At 70.9% G+C, this 19445-nt stretch carries 19 protein-coding genes; 2 read left to right on the forward strand and 17 right to left on the reverse strand.

Annotation, left to right across the window (positions count from 1 at the left end; genetic code table 11):
- Position 1: 1 nt before the first annotated feature.
- The 4 genes from BLR91_RS10005 to BLR91_RS10020 form a co-directional block, all read right to left on the reverse strand.
- Complete coding sequence (locus tag BLR91_RS10005; protein ID WP_020075006.1) at positions 2-1078, reverse strand: AAA family ATPase; 1077 nt, start codon at positions 1076-1078, stop codon at positions 2-4.
- Between the two features lie 11 nt (positions 1079-1089).
- A complete protein-coding gene (coaD, locus tag BLR91_RS10010) occupies positions 1090-1572 on the reverse strand; it encodes a pantetheine-phosphate adenylyltransferase (protein WP_018190662.1) in 483 nt (160 codons plus the stop codon).
- A gap of 73 nt (positions 1573-1645) precedes the next feature.
- Entirely contained in the window at positions 1646-3877 is a 2232-nt protein-coding gene (locus BLR91_RS10015) for an ATP-dependent DNA helicase RecG (RefSeq protein ID WP_089875456.1), read from the reverse strand.
- Positions 3874-4668: a hypothetical protein gene (locus BLR91_RS10020; protein WP_089875455.1), complete on the reverse strand. Its 795-nt coding sequence runs from the start codon at positions 4666-4668 to the stop codon at positions 3874-3876. Before BLR91_RS10020 ends, BLR91_RS10015 begins: the two co-directional genes overlap by 4 nt.
- A 49-nt stretch (positions 4669-4717) precedes the next feature.
- Between BLR91_RS10020 and rsmD the strand changes: the two genes are divergently transcribed.
- Positions 4718-5296, forward strand: coding sequence for a 16S rRNA (guanine(966)-N(2))-methyltransferase RsmD (gene rsmD / locus BLR91_RS10025; RefSeq protein ID WP_089875454.1), 579 nt, complete (start codon positions 4718-4720; stop codon positions 5294-5296).
- 123 nt (positions 5297-5419) lie between these two features.
- Here the strand turns inward: rsmD and thiL are convergent, their stop codons facing one another.
- Positions 5420-6421, reverse strand: coding sequence for a thiamine-phosphate kinase (gene thiL / locus BLR91_RS10030; RefSeq protein ID WP_089875453.1), 1002 nt, complete (start codon positions 6419-6421; stop codon positions 5420-5422).
- A 25-nt stretch (positions 6422-6446) separates the two neighbouring features.
- Between thiL and BLR91_RS10035 the strand changes: the two genes are divergently transcribed.
- Positions 6447-6944: a DUF3515 family protein gene (locus tag BLR91_RS10035; protein ID WP_089875452.1), complete on the forward strand. Its 498-nt coding sequence runs from the start codon at positions 6447-6449 to the stop codon at positions 6942-6944.
- A gap of 21 nt (positions 6945-6965) precedes the next feature.
- Here the strand turns inward: BLR91_RS10035 and BLR91_RS10040 are convergent, their stop codons facing one another.
- From BLR91_RS10040 to BLR91_RS10095, 12 genes are all read right to left on the reverse strand, one after another.
- Positions 6966-8060 carry a D-alanine--D-alanine ligase family protein gene (locus BLR91_RS10040; RefSeq protein WP_089875451.1) on the reverse strand — a complete coding sequence of 365 codons (1095 nt, stop codon included), beginning with the start codon at positions 8058-8060 and terminating at the stop codon, positions 6966-6968.
- The gene (locus BLR91_RS10045; protein ID WP_172823204.1) at positions 7972-9102 is read right to left on the reverse strand and encodes an NAD(P)H-dependent glycerol-3-phosphate dehydrogenase; all 1131 of its coding nucleotides are present in this window, start codon (positions 9100-9102) and stop codon (positions 7972-7974) included. Before BLR91_RS10045 ends, BLR91_RS10040 begins: the two co-directional genes overlap by 89 nt.
- Positions 9095-9850, reverse strand: coding sequence for a lysophospholipid acyltransferase family protein (locus BLR91_RS10050; protein ID WP_018190654.1), 756 nt, complete (start codon positions 9848-9850; stop codon positions 9095-9097). Before BLR91_RS10050 ends, BLR91_RS10045 begins: the two co-directional genes overlap by 8 nt.
- 70 nt (positions 9851-9920) lie before the next feature.
- Positions 9921-10328 carry a type II toxin-antitoxin system VapC family toxin gene (locus tag BLR91_RS10055; protein ID WP_018190653.1) on the reverse strand — a complete coding sequence of 136 codons (408 nt, stop codon included), beginning with the start codon at positions 10326-10328 and terminating at the stop codon, positions 9921-9923.
- Positions 10322-10558 carry a type II toxin-antitoxin system Phd/YefM family antitoxin gene (locus BLR91_RS10060; RefSeq protein ID WP_269457358.1) on the reverse strand — a complete coding sequence of 79 codons (237 nt, stop codon included), beginning with the start codon at positions 10556-10558 and terminating at the stop codon, positions 10322-10324. The genes BLR91_RS10055 and BLR91_RS10060 overlap by 7 nt, the downstream gene beginning before the upstream one ends.
- Positions 10559-10613: 55 nt before the next feature.
- Complete coding sequence (murA, locus tag BLR91_RS10065; RefSeq protein WP_166645316.1) at positions 10614-11984, reverse strand: UDP-N-acetylglucosamine 1-carboxyvinyltransferase; 1371 nt, start codon at positions 11982-11984, stop codon at positions 10614-10616.
- The gene (leuD, locus tag BLR91_RS10070) at positions 11981-12580 is read right to left on the reverse strand and encodes a 3-isopropylmalate dehydratase small subunit (RefSeq protein WP_018190650.1); all 600 of its coding nucleotides are present in this window, start codon (positions 12578-12580) and stop codon (positions 11981-11983) included. The genes murA and leuD overlap by 4 nt, the downstream gene beginning before the upstream one ends.
- Positions 12580-14064, reverse strand: coding sequence for a 3-isopropylmalate dehydratase large subunit (gene leuC, locus BLR91_RS10075; protein WP_089875450.1), 1485 nt, complete (start codon positions 14062-14064; stop codon positions 12580-12582). The genes leuD and leuC overlap by 1 nt, the downstream gene beginning before the upstream one ends.
- A gap of 153 nt (positions 14065-14217) precedes the next feature.
- Positions 14218-14700: an FHA domain-containing protein gene (locus BLR91_RS10080; RefSeq protein WP_089875449.1), complete on the reverse strand. Its 483-nt coding sequence runs from the start codon at positions 14698-14700 to the stop codon at positions 14218-14220.
- Positions 14701-14758: 58 nt separating this feature from the next.
- Entirely contained in the window at positions 14759-17122 is a 2364-nt protein-coding gene (locus BLR91_RS10085) for a transglutaminase-like domain-containing protein (RefSeq protein ID WP_089875448.1), read from the reverse strand.
- Positions 17119-18435, reverse strand: coding sequence for a DUF58 domain-containing protein (locus BLR91_RS10090; protein WP_089875447.1), 1317 nt, complete (start codon positions 18433-18435; stop codon positions 17119-17121). The genes BLR91_RS10085 and BLR91_RS10090 overlap by 4 nt, the downstream gene beginning before the upstream one ends.
- A 47-nt stretch (positions 18436-18482) precedes the next feature.
- Positions 18483-19445 carry an AAA family ATPase gene (locus BLR91_RS10095; protein ID WP_089875446.1) on the reverse strand — a complete coding sequence of 321 codons (963 nt, stop codon included), beginning with the start codon at positions 19443-19445 and terminating at the stop codon, positions 18483-18485.

Here is a 19445-nt window from a genome sequence, read left to right on the forward strand (position 1 = left end):
GTCAGCGTCCCGTGGCGCCCGCTGCGCCGGCGCCGACCGAAGAACCGGAGCCGACGGGCACCGGCGTCGACGCGACGATCCGCCGGACGATGTCGGCGATCACCGGAGCACTCTCGTGGTGGTGCCCGAGCGCCCGGCTGGTCGGCAGCAGCCGGTGGCCGAGCACCGGCACGGCCAGCGCATCCACGTCGTCCGGGAGGACGAAATCGCGGCCGGCGAGAGCCGCCATCGCCTTCGCCGCACGGATCAACTGGAGCGTGGCACGCGGACTCGCGCCGAGCCGCAGGTCACGGTCCTCGCGCGTGGCCCGCACCAGGTCGACCGCGTACTGCTTGACCGGCGTCGAGGCGAACACGGCACGAGCGGTCACCATCATGGCCCGCAGCTCGTCGGAGCTGACCACCGGGCGGATGCGCGACAGCGGACTGGACGTATCCCGCGTGGTCAGCATCGCGAGCTCGGAACCCTCGTCCGGGTAGCCCATGGCGATCCGGGCCATGAAGCGGTCGCGCTGCGCCTCCGGCAGGGCGTACGTGCCCTCCATCTCGACCGGGTTCTGCGTGGCGACCACGATGAAGGGGGCAGCGAGTGGATAGGTCGAGCCGTCGACCGTGACCTGGCGCTCCTCCATGCACTCCAGCAGGGCGGACTGCGTCTTCGGGCTCGCGCGGTTGATCTCGTCGCCGATGACGATGTTCGCGAAGATGGCGCCCGGCTTGAACTCGAACCGGCGCTCCGCCTGGTTGTAGACCGAGACGCCTGTGACGTCGGACGGCAGGAGGTCCGGGGTGAACTGGATGCGGCTGACCGTGCAGTCGACCGACTTCGCCAGAGACTTCGCCAGCATGGTCTTGCCGACACCGGGAACATCCTCGATCAGCAGATGCCCCTCGGCCAGCAGCACCACCAGCGCGGTCTGCACGGCCTCGTGCTTTCCGTCGATGACGGACTCCACATTGGCGGTGATCTGCTCCGCGGCGCGCCTCAGCTCGTCGAGGTCCATGCGGGTGACATCCCCCGCCTCCTCCTCAGGCGCGACGGAGGATTCGGTGGGCTGGCGCGTCGCGTAACTGTTCATGACTCCCCCGGCTAGGTCTCTTGGAGGTACTCGTGCACGGCCGGCGGCACGTACGGGCTCACGTCGCCGCCGAGCGCGGACACCTGACGCACCAGCGAGCTGGAGACGTGGGCGTTCGCCGGGTTCGGCAGCAGGAAGACGGTCTCGACATCGGCCAGGTGGCGGTTGACGATGGCCATCGGCGTCTCGTAGGCGACGTCGACCGACGAGCGGATGCCTTTCACCAGCACGTGGGCGCCGACGTCGGTGCAGTAGTCGACAAGCAGCCCGACCGACCAGGAGGCGATGACGATGTTGCCGACGATGCCGGCATCCTCGATCGAGCGCTCCAGCAGGGCCACCCGCTGCGCGATGGGCAGCAGGGCCGACTTGTCCGGATTGTGGACCACCACGACGTGGACCTCGTCCCACAGACCGGCAGCACGCTCGATCACATCGAGGTGCCCGAGGGTGACCGGGTCGAACGATCCAGGGACAACGGCGATCCTGTTCATAGACCCCCAGACTATCCCGCGGTTCCCGGCATTTCGTTGTGAATCCGTTACCAACGGGTTTCGTCCGTGCGACTCAGGACTTGCCGAGGAACGCCCGCTCGCTCTCGTCGAGCCGGCGGGCCAGCGCCGCGGCGAGAGCAGGATGCGCCGCGAGCGACGGGTCCGCCTCCAGCGTCTCCTCGGCGGCGACCCGCGCCTCCGAGATCAGCTCGCCGTCCGTGGCCACCCGCAGCAGCCGCAACGACGACCGGCCGCCCGACTGGCGGCTCCCGAGCACGTCGCCCTCGCGGCGCAGCTCCAGGTCGATGTTCGCCAGCTCGAAGCCGTCGAGCGTCGCCGCGACGGCCTCCACCCGCTCGCGCGCCAGGCTCCCCTGCTCCGCGGCTGTGACCAGCAGGCAGAGGCCCGGGATGTCGCCCCGGCCGACGCGGCCGCGCAGCTGATGGAGCTGCGAGACACCGAAGCGGTCCGCATCCAGCACCACCATCGCCGAGGCGTTCGGCACGTTGACGCCGACCTCGATGACCGTCGTCGCGATCAGCAGGTCGATGTCGCCGCCGGCGAAGGCGCGCATGACCTCGTCCTTCTCGTCCGACGGAAGGCGGCCGTGCAGCACGCCGATCCGGGTGCCGGCGAAGAGGGGATCGGCGCGCACCTGCGCGGCGACGGACTCGACGTTGGCGATCGGCCGGGGCGGAGCGCCGTCACCCTCTGGCTCGTCGGGCTCCGGCTCCTCGCCGTCGTCCTCCGCATCCTTGCCGGAGATCGCCGGGCAGACGACGAACACCTGACGGCCCTTCGCGATCTCCTCCGACGCGCGCTCCCAGATCCGGCGCTCCCATCCGGGGCGGTCGGCGAGCGGCACCACGAAACTCTCGATGCCCTGCCGGCCGGCGGGCAGCTGCGCGATGGTCGACACATCCAGGTCGCCGAAGACGGTCATGGCGACCGTGCGCGGGATGGGCGTCGCCGTCAGCACCAGCACGTGCGGCGGGGTGCCGCCCTTCGCGCGGAGGGCCTCCCGCTGCTCCACGCCGAAGCGGTGCTGCTCGTCGACGACGACGAGTCCGAGGTCGAAGAAGGTCACCGCGTCGCCGAGGAGCGCGTGAGTTCCCACCACGATGCGCGCCTGCCCGGACACCGTCCGCAGCAGTGCGCGCTTCCGCTCGGCGGCGGAGAGCTGGCCGGTGAGGAGCGTCGGCATGAGCTGGGCCGAGAGGTCGGGGCCGAGCATCGCGGCGATCGACCGCACGTGCTGCGCGGCGAGCACCTCGGTCGGTGCGAGCAGGGCCGACTGGCCGCCGGAGTCGGCCACGGCGAGCATGGCGCGGAGAGCGACGAGGGTCTTGCCCGAGCCGACCTCGCCCTGCACCAGACGGTGCATCGCCGCAGTGTCGGCCAGATCGCGCGCGATCTCGCCGCCCACCACATCCTGGTCGCCGGTGAGGGCGAAGGGCAGCGCCGCGTCGAACCGTTCGAGCAGCCCACCGGGGACGGCCACGCGGGGCGTCGCCGCCGCCTCCCGCGATGCTGCACGTTGCTGCAGCAGCGCGGCCTGGAGGACGAAGGCCTCCTGGAACCGCAGCGTGTCGCGAGCGCGCTGCCACTGCGCATCCTTCTGAGGTCGGTGGATGCCCTCCAGCGCGTCCCGATACGGCACCAGACCGCGCTCGACGACGATCGCATCCGGCACCGGATCGGGCACCGGCCCGAGCGCGTCGAGAGCGAGCCCGACGGCCTTCTGCACCTGCCAGCTCGCCACGGTCCCCGTCGCCGGATAGATCGGGATGGGCGTCTGCGCCCAGTCCTTCGCGGCCGCGCTGCCCGGGCTCACGGCGTTCTCCGCATCCGGCTCGAACAGCTCGTAGTCGGGATGCGCGAGCTGCAGGGCGCCGCGGTACGCCGACACCTTGCCTGCGAAGATGCCGCGAACGCCGGGCAGGAGCTCGCGGGAGCGCCACGCCTGGTTGAAGAAGGTGAGAGTGAGGATGCCCTCGCCGTCCGAGATCTTCACCTCGAGGATGCTGCCGCGCCGCGCCCGCATCGGGCGCTCCTGCACCCGCAGCACCTCGGCGATGATCGTCACGTTCTCGTCCAGCGGGAGGTTCGCCAGTGCCGTCAGCTCCCCGCGCTTCGCGTAGCGCCGCGGGAAGTGGCTGAGCAGGTCGGCGACCGTACGCATCCCGAACGCCTTCTCGAACGCGGACGCGGTGCGGCCGCCGAGGACGCCGCTCAGCCGGGTATCGAGGCCGACGGTGCCGGCGTCAGCAGACCCGGAGCCGGCCGGGGCGGGGACGGAGGTCATGACTCGATCGTATGCTTCCCCTCCGGCATTCCGTCGTCGGGTGCGCGCGCCTCGGGTGCGTCGTCGTCGGGTGCGCCGGACAGCGCCTCCAGCTCGGCCAGGACGGCCGGCTCGTCCGGGCGTTCCGACGCCAGCCGTCGCTGGATCTCGCGCGCCTCGGCGGTCCGGCCCGCTTCACGGAGGCCACGCGCGAACGCCCACTGCGCGGCGAACTGCTGATCCAGCGTTCCGTACGCCTCCGCGTGCTCCACAGCATTCTCGAACGACACCAGAGCGGCCGGCGCATCCCCCTCGCGCAGCAGTGCCCACCCGCGCAGCTCGTGCAGCACGACACCCCAGCGGAGGGTGCGCGGGTCGCCGGTGGCCGACAGGTCGGAGAGGCCCTCGTCGATCCACTGCAAGGTGTGCGGGCGGTCCGCATCGGCGAGCGCCAGCGCCGACTCGACGGCCAGCGCCACGTCACCGTCCCGGCGGGCCGTGCGCAAGGCGGCCTCCAGCACCGGCACCGCCTCCCCGGCGAGGCCGGCGGCGGATCGGAGCCGTCCCCGTTCGAGAAGGACGCGAACCTCCAGCACGCCACTCGCCGGCTCCAGCGACTCCAGGAGGGCCTCCGCCTCGTCGAACCGCCCCTGCAGCCCGAGCGCGCGGGCGCGCTGGGTTTGCAGCTCGGCCCGGACGACCTCCGACCGGTCCGGTTCTGCGGCAGCCGCGGCCAGCCGTTCTGCGGAGGCGATCGGGTCACCGGGGAGCCACAGGGCGTCGAGCTCTGCCTGCTCCAGGCGTTCCTCCATCCCCATATCTTGGCGGCACTCCGGGTGCCGACGCTAGGCTCGGGGAGCCATGACCCGCATCGTCTCCGGATTCGCCGGCTCGCTCAGCCTTCAGGTGCCGAAGAGCGGCACCCGTCCCACCAGCGACCGGGTGCGCGAGGCCATCTTCTCGGCCTTGGATGCGCGCGACGCGCTGCACGGAGCCCGGGTGCTCGACCTCTACGCCGGATCGGGTGCCCTGGGCCTGGAAGCCGCCAGCCGTGGCGCCGTCTCCGTCGTTCTCGTCGAGAAGGGCGCGGCGGCGGCGCAGGTCTGCAAACGGAACGCCGCGGCGGTCGTCTCGGCGGCGCGGGCTGCGCGGGTCCCCGTTCCGGAGATCGATGTGCGGTCGTCCACGGTGCAGTCCTACCTCTCCGGAGCGCGCGGGCCGTTCGACGTCGTGTTCATCGACCCGCCCTACGACGTGCCGGACGCCGAACTGCTCGCCGTGCTCACGGCCTTGGAGCCGCTGCTCTCCGACGACGCCGAGGTCTGCGTCGAGCGGAGCGCCCGCACGCCGGATCCGAGCCTCCCCGCCGGTCTCACCCTCGTGCGCCGCAAGTCCTACGGCGAGACCGCCATCCACTGGCTCGCCCCCCTCCGCCCCTAGCCCCTCTTCTCACGGCTCCGCCCACCGTCGAGTCCACAAACTTTGCACGCTCTCGGGATGGATCGTGTGCAAAGTTTGCGGACTCGACGGTGGGGGGTGGGGGTCAGCGGGGGGCGGAGGGGGTCAGCCGCGGCGGCCGTCCCATTCGAGGTAGGGGTCCCAGCCGCCGCGCTCGTCGAAGGGGGTGCCCGCGACGAGGAGGCCCCGGCCGTCGCGGACGGTGCCGATCGGGCGGAAGCCTCCGGGGAGGGCGGTGCCGGGCGGGAAGGTCGCGAGGAGGCCGTGGTCCTCTCCCCCGGTCAACGCCGTCCGAGGGTCCGGGCCGAGGACAGCGGGGTCGAGGTCGATCGCCAGACCGCTCGCCTCGGCGACGCGACGGGCGTCCAACGCGAGTCCGTCGCTCAGGTCGAGCATCGCCGTCGCGCCGGCGTCGGCCGCGAGTGGTCCGTCGGCGATCGGCGGACGCGGCCGCAGCTGTGCGGAGACGGTGTCGGGATGCGCGGCCACGACGGCCGCGAGACGGGCGGCATCCGGCTCTCCCGCCTCATCCACCGCCTCCGTGAACAGCGTGCGCAGGCCGGCAGCCGCCTGCCCGAGAGCCCCGGAGACGGCCACGACGTCTCCCGGACGTGCGCCGCTCCGGAGCACCGGGCGACGGCCGCCGAGATCGCCGAACGCCGTCACCGCGATGGTCAGCGTCTGCGACACCGACAGGTCGCCACCGACCACGCCGCAGCCCGGAGCCAGCTCGGTGCACGCCAGCCGGAAGCCGTCGGCGACCCCCTCCAGCCACGCGACCGGGGTCTCCGGCGGCGCCGCGATCGCGACGACGAGGGCGGTCGGGACGGCGCCCATCGCCGCCACGTCCGACAGGTTCGTCGCCGCGGCCTTCCAGCCGAGATCCACGGGGCCCGACCACGCCAGCCGGAAATCCGGGCCGTGGACCATCATGTCCGTCGTGACGACGAAACGCCCGTCGGGGGCAGCGAGCACCGCCGCGTCGTCACCCGGACCGACGAGCGTGGCGTCCGACTCCGGGAGCCGCGGGAAGATGCGCTTGAGCGCCTCCCGCTCCGACGCCTCCCCGATGGTGATGCCGGCCGCGTCGCTCCCAGAGATTCCCATGATCTGAAACGGTAGCCTGAAACCGATGAAGTCCCGTCGCCGCGCCCTCCCGGCCGTCCTGCTCGCAGGCGCCGCCCTGCTCCTCGCGGGCTGTGCGCCCACTGTCTCCCTCGACCCTGCGGCGAACAGCAACGCGCCCGGCTGTGCCGAGATCAGTGTGCGCCTGCCCGACTCGGTCGCCGACAAGCCGAAGCGCGAGACGGATGCGCAGGCGACCGGTGCATGGGGCGATCCGGCGGTCGTTCTCCTGCGCTGTGGCGTCCCGCCGATCGGGCCGACCACCAAGCCGTGCGTGAACGTCAACGGCGTCGACTGGGTGCTCATGACGGACCCGGCCGCCAAGACGATCGTCTACCAGACCTTCGGCCGTGTGCCGGCAACGGAGGTCATCATCGACCACGTGTCGGGAGTGTCCGACTCGTCGGTGCTGCCCGAGTTCGCGAGCGCCGTCTCCACCGTCAAGCAGACGCAGAAGTGCCTGTCGACGCTCGACACCGACCCGACGGCGACGCCGAGCCCCTGACTCCGGACCCCTGACCCGCCGTCAGGCGGCGCGTGCGATGGCGACCTGGATGAGCTCGTCGATCAGTGCCGGGTAGCTCAGCCCGGACTCCTGCCAGCAACGCGGGAACATCGAGATCGGGGTGAAGCCGGGCATGGTGTTGATCTCGTTGATGACGAAGCCGTCGACCGTCAGGAAGAAGTCGACGCGCGCGAGACCCTCCCCGCCGATGGCGTCGAAGCCCCGGATGGCGAGCTCGCGCATCTCCGCCAGCTGTGCGTCCGTGAGATCGGCCGGGCACACCAGGTCGATGCCGGGCGCATCCAGGTACTTCGCCGCGAAGTCGTAGAAGTCGCGTCCGCTGACGACGATCTCACCGGCGACCGACGCCCGGGCGGGCTCACCGGGCCGGCCGCCGAGGACGGCGATCTCGACCTCGCGGCCGGTGACCATCGACTCGATGAGCACGCGGTCGTCCTCCGCCAGCGCGATCTCCATCGCGGCGTCGAGCTCCGACCAGTCCTTCACCTTCGTCACGCCGACGCTCGAACCCGCGCGGGCGGGCTTCACGAAGGCCGGGAGCCCCAGCCCCCGCGCGGCATCGCGCACGGCGCCCGCATCGGTGTTCCACTCGTAGGCGCTGACCGTCACCCACGGCGCCACGGGGATGCCTGCCTGCTGCAGCACGGTCTTGGTGAAATGCTTGTCCATCCCTAAGGCGCTGGCGAGCACGCCGCTGCCGACGTACGGAAGGCCGACGAGCTCCAGCATCCCCTGCAGGGTGCCGTCCTCGCCCCACGGGCCGTGCAGGATCGGGAACACGATGTCCACGTCGCCGAGGGACGAGCGGACGCCGTCGCGGTCGACGACCGTCAACTCGCGGGTGGCGACGCTGTCCGGCCACAGGATGCGCGAGCCGTTGTCCTCGACCTCGGGCAGCTTCTCGGCGTTCAGCGCGAAAAGCGATGCGTCGTCCGGCTGCAGCGTGAAAGCTCCGTCGTGTGTGATCCCGATCGGGATGACGTCGTACCGGTCGCGGTCGATCGCCTCAAGGACGCCTGCCGCCGTCGCGCAGCTGATCGAATGCTCGCTTGAGCGACCCCCAAACAGAAGTGCGACCGCGACCTTGTCCGTCATCCGTTGTCCTTTCGCCTTGCGGCTCGTCCGAATCCGTCGTGAGATGCGGTGCGATGTCTTTCGGATCGAGCGTACCGGCGAGCACCTGGCTCACCTGTCGCACGATCGGCATTTCCACCCCGCGGGCCTCGGCGAGGTGCAGGATGGGCGCGACGGAGGCGAGACCCTCCGCCGTCTGGTTCATCTGCTTCACGACGTCGTGGAAGCCGTAGCCCTGGCCCAGCAGCCGGCCGGCGGTGTTGTTGCGGCTCAGCGGCGACTCGCACGTCGCGATCAGGTCGCCGAGGCCGGCGAGGCCGGACAGCGTCTCGGCCTTCGCGCCGTACGCCACGGCGAAGTCGGTCATCTCGACCAGGCCGCGCGTGATGATCGACGCCTTGGTGTTCTCGCCGTAGCCGACGCCGTCGACGATGCCGATCGCCACGGCGATCAGGTTCTTCAGGACGCCCCCGAACTCCGTGCCGATGACGTCGGTGTTCACGAAGCTCCGGAAGTAGCGGTTGGTCGCCGCGATGGCGACCGCCTGCGCGGTCTCCAGACTCGCGGACGAGACGACGGCCGCTGTGGGCTGTTCGCGCGCGATCTCCAGCGCCAGGTTCGGGCCGGAGGCCACCGCGATCCGTTCCAGCTCGATCGGAAGGCCCTGCGCGATGACCTCGCTCATCCGCAGCCCGGTGCCCTTCTCGACGCCCTTCATCAGGCTGACGACGACCGTCTCCGGTCCGAGGAACGGGATCATCGCCTCGAGGTTGGAGCGGAGGGTCTGGCTCGGGATGGAGACGAACACCTGCTCAGCTCCGCTCATCGCCTCGCCGAGCCTGCTGGTGGCGCGGAGGTTGCGCGGGAGGTTGATGCCCTCCAGGTAGTCGCTGTTGCGCTTCACCTCGTTGATCTCGCGGGCGAGCTCCGGCCGTCGCGCCCACAGCACGACGTCGGATCCGCCGTCGGCGAGGATCTTCGCGAACGTGGTGCCCCAGCTGCCGGCGCCGAGGACGGCGATGCGGCGGGGACGCGCGATGGGAGCCTTCACTGCTTTAGCCATCGAAGCGGCCGGTCTCCTTCTGGTTGTGCTGCGACGGGTCCCAGCGTTCGGCAGGAGCCTTCTCGCCGCGCAGGTCTTCGAGCAGAGCGGTGATCGCATCCATGATGACCGCTGTCGCCTCGGTGAGGGTGGAGTTGTCGAGGGGTCTGCCGCGGAACGCCGACAGGTCCACCGGGTCGCCCACCTTGACGTCGATCGTCTTGCGCGGGAACCAGCTGATCTTCTTCGCGTAACGCGCCATCACCTGCTGGGTTCCCCAGTGCGCGATCGGGATGACCGGGAGGTCGTGCTCGAGAGCCATGCGGGCAGCCCCGGTCTTGCCGCGCATCGGCCACATGTCCGGGTCGCGGCTGAGCGAGCCCTCGGGATAGATGACGACGATCCTGCCCTCGTCGGCGATCTTCTGCGCCGCCTCGAGCGGAGCCGAGCCGCGGGCGCTGCCTCCGCGCGACACGGGGACCTGGCCCGACCGCCGCAGGAACCAGCCCAGGACCGGAACGTGGAACAGGCTCTCCTTCGCGAGGAACCGCGGCAAGCGCCCCAGTTTCCAGGCGACCATGCCGATCATGACCGGGTCGATCTCGCTGTAGTGGTTGGGCGTCAGGATGAACGCCCCCGTGCGCGGGAACTTGTCGCCGTCGACGATCCGGAAGCGGGCGAGCAGGCTCCCGATCGGCACGATGAGGCCGGCGAGCACCCAGAACACCGACGGTCTGCTCTTCTCCGAGCGCTGCTTCTTCACGGGCATAGCGGTTTCTGGCACCGTCCCATTATCGGTGACCCGGCATCCCGCACCGAGCATGCCGCACGGCGCCCCGTCATGCCGACACGGGCACGGGCCGGACGTCGAGCGCCGGGATCCCCACGAAATCGGCCGGATTGCAGGTGTGGAGCGGAAGTTCGCGTGAGATCGCCGTGGCGGCGATGAGCGCGTCGAAGGCGCGGGCCGACGGCTTGCGCCCCGCCTCCCGGAACGACTGCGCCACGCGGGCGAACGCCCGCGCCGCCGCCGCATCGAAGGGGATCGGGTCGAAGTCGGCCTCCGCCAGCTGCAGGTGCGCCTGCCGAGCCGCCCGCTCCTCCTCCGAACGCGCGACGAGCGGCCCGACGGAGAGCTCGGCCAGGGTCACCGCGCTGATCGAGGGGATGTCGGGCAGCGCCTCCGGATCCGCCCGCGCCAGCAGGATCAGGGTGGACGTGTCGAGGAGCCCCGGACGCATCACCATCGCTGGTCGACGATCTCGTCGATGTCGGCCCGGAGCGCGGCCGGGTCGATCGTGGGAAGGCTGCGCCGGCTCTCGACGAGCACCGACAGCGCCCTGCGGGGCACGGCCAGGGGCGACAGTTCGGCGACGGGCGCGCCGTCTCGCGTAATGGTCACGTGCTCGCCGCGGGCGACTCGGTCGAGGATGTCCCCGCCGTGGTTTCGTAGATCTCTCACGCTGACAGTCTCCATGAGGGGACGGTATCACGGGTGATACAGGAGAGGATCTGCGGATAACCTCGCGGGATCAGCCTTCGAGGACGAAGTCGGCGCCGAGGAGCTGGAGCTTCGTGATGAAGTTCTCGTATCCGCGGCTGATGATGCCGACGTTGCTCACGGTCGAGCGGCCCTCGGCGGTCAGAGCTGCGATCAGGTGGCTGAATCCACCGCGAAGGTCCGGGACCTCGATGTCGGCGCCCTTCAGCTCCACCGGGCCCATGATGACGGCCGAGTGGTTGAAGTTGCGCTGACCGAAGCGGCACGGGTGGCCGCCGAGGCACTCCTTGTGGACCTGGATCTTCGCGCCCATGTCGATGAGCGCGTCGACGAAGCCGAAACGCTGCTCGTACACGGTCTCGTGGACGATCGACACGCCGGACGCCTTGGTGAGCGCCACGACGAGCGGCTGCTGCCAGTCCGTCATGAAGCCGGGGTGTACGTCCGTCTCGATGACGACCGGCTTGAGCTCGCCGCCCGGGTGGTAGAAGCGGATGCCGTCGTCGTGGATCTCGAAGGCGCCGCCGACCTTGCGGAAGACGTTGAGGAAGGTGAGCATCTCGGGCTGGCGTGCGCCGCCGACGAAGATGTCGCCGCCGGTCGCGAGCGCGGCCGCAGCCCAGCTCGCGGCCTCGTTGCGGTCGAACAGCGAGGTGTGGGTGTAACCGGAGAGCGAGTCGACGCCCTCGATGCGGATGACGCGGTCGGTGTCGACCGAGATCACGGCGCCCATCTTCTGGAGCACGTTGATGAGATCCATGATCTCCGGCTCGATGGCCGCGCCCTTGAGCTCGGTGATGCCGTCGGCCCGCACTGCGGTGAGGAGCACCTGCTCCGTCGCGCCGACGCTCGGGTACGGGAGCTCCAGCTTGGCGCCGTGAAGGCCGTTCGGGGCCGTCATGCGGATGCCGCTGGGCAGCTTGTCGACGACCGCGCCGAACTTCCGCAGCACCTCCAGGTGGTAGTCGATCGGCCGGTCGCCGATGCGGCAGCCGCCGAGGTCGGGGATGAACGCTTCGCCCAGGCGGTGCAGCAGCGGGCCGCAGAACAGGATCGGGATGCGGCTGGAGCCGGCGTGCGCGTCGATGTCGGCCATGTGCGCCGACTCGACCGCGCTGGGGTCGAGCAGCAGCTCGCCCTCTTCGGCGCCGTCGGTCACCTTCACGCCGTGCACCTCGAGCAGCCCGCGGACGACGCGGACATCGGAGATGTCCGGAACGTTGCGGAGGACGCTCGGGCTCTCGCCGAGGATCGCCGCGACCATGGCCTTCGTGACGAAGTTCTTGGCGCCGCGCACTTCGATGCGACCCTCGAGGGGCCGGCCGCCGTTGATCGTGATGCGATCGCCCTTGAGGCCCACGCGTGCTCCTGCTGCCTGTGCGTCCTGAAGAAGAGATGTCAAAGTTTCACCGGGAGGGTCGTGGGCCGCCAGCTTGCGCGGCCCGATTCGTATTCGGAGATTCGCGCCTCGTCGCGCAGGGTGAGGGCGATGTCGTCCAGCCCTTCGAGCAAACGCCAGCGAGTGTAGTCGTCGATGTCGAAAGACACCTGGACCTCACCGACGGTCGCAGTCTTGGCAACCAGATCAACCGTCGCCGCTATTCCCGGCTGGGCCTCGATCGCCTCCCACAGCCGCTCGGCGTCCTCCTCCGTGATGATGCCGGTGAGAAGCCCCTGCTTGCCCGCGTTCCCGCGGAAGATGTCGGCGAACCGCGGGCTCAGCACGACACGGAAACCGAAGTCGCGGAGCGCCCAGACGGCATGTTCGCGTGACGAACCCGTGCCGAAATCGGGGCCGGCGACGAGCACGGTCGCGCCCTGGTACTCCGGTCGGTTGAGGATGAAGTCCGGGTCCTGGCGCCAGGCGTAGAACAGGGCGTCCTCGAAGCCGGTCTTGGTGACACGCTTGAGGAACACCGCCGGGATGATCTGGTCGGTGTCGACGTCGGAGCGCCGGAACGGGACGGCCGTTCCGGTGACGGTCTCGAACTTCTCCATCAGGCGCCCACCTTCTCTCCGATTCGCGTGCTGGTGCCGCCATCGCGCGGCGTGTCGCCGCCTTCGGCCTCGAGGTCCCAGGGGCTCGAGAGCGTTCCGCGGATCGCCGTGGCCGCCGCGACGAGCGGCGAGACCAGGTGTGTGCGGCCGCCCTTGCCCTGCCGGCCCTCGAAGTTGCGGTTGGAGGTGGACGCGCAGCGCTCCCCCGGAGCCAGCTGGTCCGGGTTCATGCCGAGGCACATGGAGCAGCCGGCGAAACGCCACTCGCCGCCGAACTCCTCGACGATCTTGTCGATCCCCTCGGCCTCGGCCTCGATGCGCACGCGCGCCGAGCCGGGGACGACCATGACGCGCACGCCGTCCGCCTTCTTCCTGCCCTTGATGATGGAGGCGAAGGCGCGGAGGTCCTCGATCCGGCTGTTCGTGCAGGAGCCCATGAACACCGCATCCACCGGGATGGCCTTCATCGGAGTGCCCGGCTGCAGGTCCATGTACTCCAGCGCGCGCTCGGCAGCGGCCCGCGCGTTGGGGTCGACGATCGTGGCCGGGTCCGGGACGGCCTGGCTGAGCGAGACGCCCTGGCCGGGGTTGGTGCCCCAGGTGACGAACGGCTCGATCTCGTCGGCGTCGAGGTACACCTCGGCATCGAAGACCGCGTCGTCGTCGGTCTGGAGCGTCTTCCAGTAGGCGACGGCCTCATCCCAGTCGGCACCCTCCGGAGCGTGCGGACGCCCCTTCAGGTAGGCGAACGTGGTTTCGTCGGGGGCGACCATGCCGGCGCGCGCACCTGCCTCGATGGACATGTTGCAGATCGTCATCCGGCCCTCCATGGAGAGCGAGCGGATGGCGCTGCCGCGGTACTCGAGCACGTAGCCCTGGCCGCCGCCGGTGCCGATCTTGGCGATGACGGCGAGGATGATGTCCTTCGCGGTCACGCCGGGGCGCAGCTCGCCCTCGACGGTGATGGCCATGGTCTTGAACGGCTTCAGCGGGAGGGTCTGGGTGGCGAGCACGTGCTCGACCTCGCTCGTGCCGATGCCGAACGCCATGGCGCCGAACGCACCGTGGGTGGATGTGTGCGAGTCGCCGCAGACGACGGTGATGCCCGGCATGGTGAGGCCGAGCTGCGGGCCGACGACGTGCACGATGCCCTGCTCGACGTCGCCCAGCGAGTGGAGGCGGATGCCGAACTCCTCTGCGTTGCGGCGCAGCGTCTCGATCTGGGTGCGGCTGGTCAGGTCGGCGATGGGCTTGTCGATGCCGATCGTCGGGGTGTTGTGGTCTTCGGTCGCGATGGTGAGGTCGGGGCGGCGGACCGGCCGGCCGGCCATGCGCAGGCCGTCGAAGGCCTGCGGGCTGGTGACTTCGTGCACCAGGTGCAGGTCGATGTAGATGAGGTCGGGCGAGCCCTCCTCGCCTTTGGCGACCAGGTGGTCGTTCCAGACCTTCTCGGCCAGTGTCAGTGGCCCGGTGGGGTTGCTCATGCTCTTACGAACTCCTTAGCGTGTGAACGGATCAGCCGTCGACGGACTCCGCGGCGAGAGTGGCCTGAGACTAGGACTCGCCGCGGCGGCTAAGGAGGAGAAGACCCGCGTACACGTTTGACAGGGTATCACCCGATCGCGGGCGGGCCTCTGTCAGGCGAGCTCCGCGCGGATGCTGAGGTCGCCGAGAAGCAGCTCCGCCCCGTCGGGCACGGCGGCGGGTTCTCCTGGCTCGGCGCGGGTTCCGTCGACGACGACGCCGTTGGTCGAATAGAGGTCGGTGACGGTCAGCGTGTCGCCGTCGACGACGAGCAGCGCGTGCGTCTTGGAGACCGTCGATGTCGGGTCGTCGAGGGCGATCGGCTCGGCGTCGCCGGCGTGCGCGCCTCGGGACGGATTGCGGCCCAGGAGCACGGCCCGGGTCAGCGGGACGGCGCGGCCGCCGGGCAGGAGGAGCCGCCAGACGGGACGCGCGGGCGCCGCGGGCCCGTTCGGTCCGGTGGGCGGCGTGAAGGCCGGAAGGGCCCGGCCGGGAGCGACTGCCTCGATCCGTTCGGCGGCGGGCGCGGGCGTCGGCTCGGATGGACGTGACGGGATGAGGCCCGGTGGCGGAACGATGAACCCGCGGTCGTCCATGCCGCCCACTATACGGAAACGGGGCGGCTGGTCGAGGGGTCTGCGGCGCGCGCCCGCCTCACACGCGGCGGGCGCGCCGGTAGCGGAACGCCGCGAGCCGCGAGCGGAGCGGGCCGGCCGCCTTCGTGGCACGGGTCAGGGCGTCGTCGGCTGTGGTCCACGCGTGCTGGACGCGCTCTTCCGTGACGACGCTGCCGTCGAACACCGCGGCGTCGACGTGCCGGGCGAGGTCGCGCAGGCCGCCGTCGGGAACGGGGAGCTCTTGGGCGGCGGACTGCTCCTCCAGTGCCGCGGCCGCCTGGAGCCGCGTCGCGCGGTCCGGGACGGCGAGCCCGAGCTCGGCGTATCCGTCGGTCAGCTCGTCCCAGGCGCCGGCCGCGCGCCGGTCGGGAGGTCCGGCGCTCTCGCGCTTCCGCCGTCGCCGGCGTTTGAGGCCGGCGATGATCAGCAGGGGGATGAAGTACGCAAGCAGCGGGATGCCGATGACGCCGAGCACCACCCACGCCCAGACCGGCAGCCGGAACGCCGACGCCTTGTCCTTCGGGTCGTTGTCCTTCGTCTTGACGGGCGTCAGGAGGTCTTCGGCGCGCGGGTCGGCGGGCGGCGGCTGCCGGACCTGGGGCTGCGGCTCGAGCTTCGGCTTCGTGGTCTGGTTCTTCGGCGCATCCGTCTTGGTCGGCGTCGGGAAGAACGGGACCCATCCGACGCCCTCGAAGGCGACCTCGTCCCAGGCGGTCACATCGTCGCCGGTGACCGTGGTGGTGCTGCCGGAGACCTTCGGTGCGAAGCCCATCACGACGCGGGTCGGATAGCCCAGCCGACGGGCCATGAGCGCGAAGGCGCTGGCGTATTGCTCCTGGTCGCCGACCATCGGCGATTTGGACAGCAGGTCGGTCATGCGGTCGGCGCCCTGTCCGGCGCGCGACGGCACCGGGTCGGACGCGCGCCCGTGGCTGAGGTAGCCGAGCGACTTGAGCGACCGCTCGATGTTGCGCAGCTTCTGGATGGCCGTGTCGGCCGATCCCGCGTACTCCTCGGCCTTGGCGGACACGACGTCGGGCACGTTGGTCACCGACGGAAGCGTGAGTTTCGCCGGCGGGACCTTCGCGAGGGCGCGGTCGTTCGGGATCTTCTGGGCCGTCGCCCGGACCGTGTAGTCGAGGCCGTTGCGCACGCCGCTCGTGACGGCCGCTGTTCCCGTCGCGGTGTTGACGCGCACCGTGGACGTCGGATCCTGCCCGGTGTGCGCGTCGAACGTGAGCGTGTTCGTGTAGCCGAGGGTCGGCAGCCACACGTCCGAGTAGCCGAGCACGTCGATGGCAGCCGTCGACGAGGCGCCGGGCGTGAACAGCGGTGGCCGCGGGATGGTGCTGCCGAGCAGTTCGAACGCTCCGGACGCGTCGCTGTCGCTCCCCGGCGACGCGACGGACCAGACGATGCCGTCGTAGCTGTCCATGGTGGCGAGCCGGATCACCTGGCCCTGTTTGAGCCCGGTCACCGTGAAGAGCTTCGTCTTCTGCAGCTCTTTCGTGTACTTCCGGAAGCCGGCGAGCGGGCTCGGGTAGTCGAGCGGGTCGAACGGCGGCGTGATCTCGTCGCGCACGACGAACCGCGACGCGGCGGGTGGTGCGAGAACCGACCCGGCCAGCGCACCGACGAGCACCGCACCGAGCACCACCGCGGCGCCGCCGAGCAGGCGGCTGCGTCGGACTCCCGAGTCGGTCTCCACCCGGTCGCGGGCGAAGCGCGCCCGGCGCCAGGCCAGCCAGACGAGGGCGACCCCGGCGAACAGGACGCCGCGCACTCCGGCGAAGAACGCATCCCGCGTACCGAGCAGGATGGCCGCGAGCAGGAGGAGGGCCGGCCCGGCGAGCAGCACGGCCGCCCGCCCCGCCGACGGACGCCGCACGCGCGGCAGCCAGCGCACGGCCAGGGTCACGGAGACCAGGGAGACCAGCCACCCGGCGACGTAGGGAACCACCGCGACGTAGGGAGGCGCTTCGAGCGGCGCCTGGAGGGTCACCGCGTCGGACCAGCCGAACACGGCGCCGATGACCAGCCCGGACAAGCTGTCGAGAGACGGCAGCACCCCGTACAGCGCCTCGCCGGGAAGCGCGAGCGGTGTGCCGAACAGGAAGTAGGCGGCCAGCGCGATGACGGTCGTCAGCGGCCACGACAGTCGCAGCAGGCGGCCGAGCAGCGCGACTCCCCCGCCGACCACGATGCCGCCGATCGCGGCCTGGGCGAAGGCGTAGTGCCCGAACGCCGGCTCGAATCCGGCGACAGCGAGCAGGCTGAGGCCGGTGAGGACGGCGACGTCTATCCATGTCGTCCGGGGCAGCGAGTCGAACAGCGGGGTCGTCGCGGGTGCCGGTCGCGCGTCCCGCCGACGGCCCGAGCCGGTGCCCGTCGCCGCGCTCATCGGCCCGCTCGCTTCAGCAGGGACGGCAACTCGGGCAGAGCGGAGACGGTGATCAGCATCGAGCGCCCGAGCCGGGTGAGGCGCGGCTCGGCGGACTCGTCGACGCGGATCACGATGGTCTCCGTGTCGGCCGACCACAGGGCGGACGCGCCGCGCAGCTCGGCCGCGTCGACCTGTGAGCCGACCACGGTGACCGCGAGGCTCGGAGCGGGCAGCCTCAGGGTCGCCTGGCGCAGGAACTCGCGCAGGGTCGGGTGTACCCCATCCACCGATTGGATGCGGCAGGAGTCGTCCAGCAGAGCCGTCGGCGTCTCGACGCGCATCGGCCCGCGCTGCCACAGCGCGCGGATCTCCGTCTCCTCGCGGATCACCTGGCAGCCGACCGAGGCGAGGACGGAGACGCCCAGTTCGAACTCATCGTCCGAGGCGAAGTGCGAGCGTTCAGCATCGAACGCCAGAAGCAGCTGCGAGCGGCGGGTCTCCTGGTACTGCCGGACCATCAACTGCCCCGTGCGGGCGGAGGTACGCCAGTGCACGTTGCGGATGTCGTCGCCCGGTTCGTACGTCCGCAGCGCGTGGAACGCGAGGTCGCTGTCGGTGATGACCTTGGTGGTCTGCCCCTCGAGGTCGCGAACGAGGCCGCGGGCGGTCGCGGCGAGCCGCACCGTCTTCGGATGGACGAACAGCTCGATCTGCTCGGTCCACTGGTTCGTTCGTCGCAGCAGACCCAGTTGGTCGCCACGCACGGACAGCGCTGGACCGGCCAGGATGAGCGCGCGCCGCTCGGTGGGGACGGCGAAGAGCTCCTCCGTCTCGGCCCCGGGGGCGAGTCGCGGGATCGTGAAGTCGGCCTGTCCCTCCCCGACGGGCAGCTCCATCCGTGTCGGCAGCACCGGCCGGGATCCGCTGTTGGCGACGGTCAGCCGCCCGAGGGCGCGCCCGCCGGCGACGACACGCCGCGGGTTCAACTCGATTCCGACGCGGTACGTCGAGCGGCCGAAGACGAAGGCGGCCGCGATCACGAAGGCGGCGAGCAGCGTTGCGGCGATGTAGACGAACTCAACCCACCCGAGCCAGACGGCCAGGACGATCGACACCGCGGCGCTGGCGAGCACGATCCAGCCGAGGGTGCTGACCACGCCGACCACCGGCGCGATCCGACGACCGACGGCGCGCCCGAACGGTTCGACCCGCGAGGTCACCGCTCCGGCCGCGCGCGCGACCGCTCCCCCGACGAGCTCCGCCGCGATGCGCGCCTGGTCGGCGCCGGGCGCGCGACGACGCCGTCCGCGAGCGGGGCTGTCGGTGGTCATGGCTGCAGGATCCTGTCGGGTCGGCGTCAGAAGGGAGCGGCGGCGGCTCAGGCCGCGCGGTAGGCGGGCGGGGTGGCCGAGGCGACGGCCCGCTCGACGATGTCGGCGGCGCTCACCCCGGCGAACTCGGACTCGGGGTCGACGATGACGCGGTGCGCGAGCACCGGCTGGGCGAGATCGCGGATGTCGTCGGGCGTCACGAAGGTGCGGCCGGCCGAGATCGCCCACGTCTTCGCCGCACGCGCCAGCGCCAGGGCGCCGCGGATACTCACGCCGAGCGCAGCATCCTTATCGTCGCGGGTCGCGGTGACGATCTCGCTGAGGTAACCCATGACGCTGGCGTCGGTGTGCACTTCGGACGCCAGCTGGGCGAGCGTGGTGACGGAATCGGACGCGATGATCGGCCGCACGGCAGACGCGCGCGACCGGTTGGAGGAGTCGAGCAGCAGGTCGACGGTCGTCGCGTGGTCCGGGTAGCCGAGCGAGGTCTTGATCAGGAAGCGGTCGAGCTGCGCCTCGGGCAGCGAGTACGTTCCGGCCTGCTCTACGGGGTTCTGCGTGGCGATCACGATGAACGGCGCGCCGACCGGGTGGCCGACGCCGTCTACCGTCACGACGCCCTCCTCCATCACCTCGAGCAGTGCGGACTGCGTCTTGGGGCTCGCCCGGTTGATCTCGTCCGCGAGCACCACCGACGCGAAGATCGGGCCGGGATGGAACTCGAACCGGCCGCTGGACTGGTCGTAGATCGTGACGCCCGTGACGTCGGACGGCAGCAGGTCCGGCGTGAACTGGATGCGCGACTGCGTGCCCTCGACCGTGTTGGCGAGCGCCTTGGCGAGCACCGTCTTGCCGGTGCCCGGCACGTCTTCGAGGAGCACGTGGCCGCCGGAGAGCATGGCGGTGATCACCAGGCGGATGCTGTGCTCCTTGCCGAGGATCGCCTTGTCGACGTTCGCCACCAATTGCGCGAACGCCCCGGCGAACCAGTCCGCCTGCTCCTGTGTCAC

Source organism: Leifsonia sp. 466MF, assembly GCF_900100265.1.
Classification (GTDB): Bacteria; Actinomycetota; Actinomycetes; order Actinomycetales; family Microbacteriaceae; genus Leifsonia.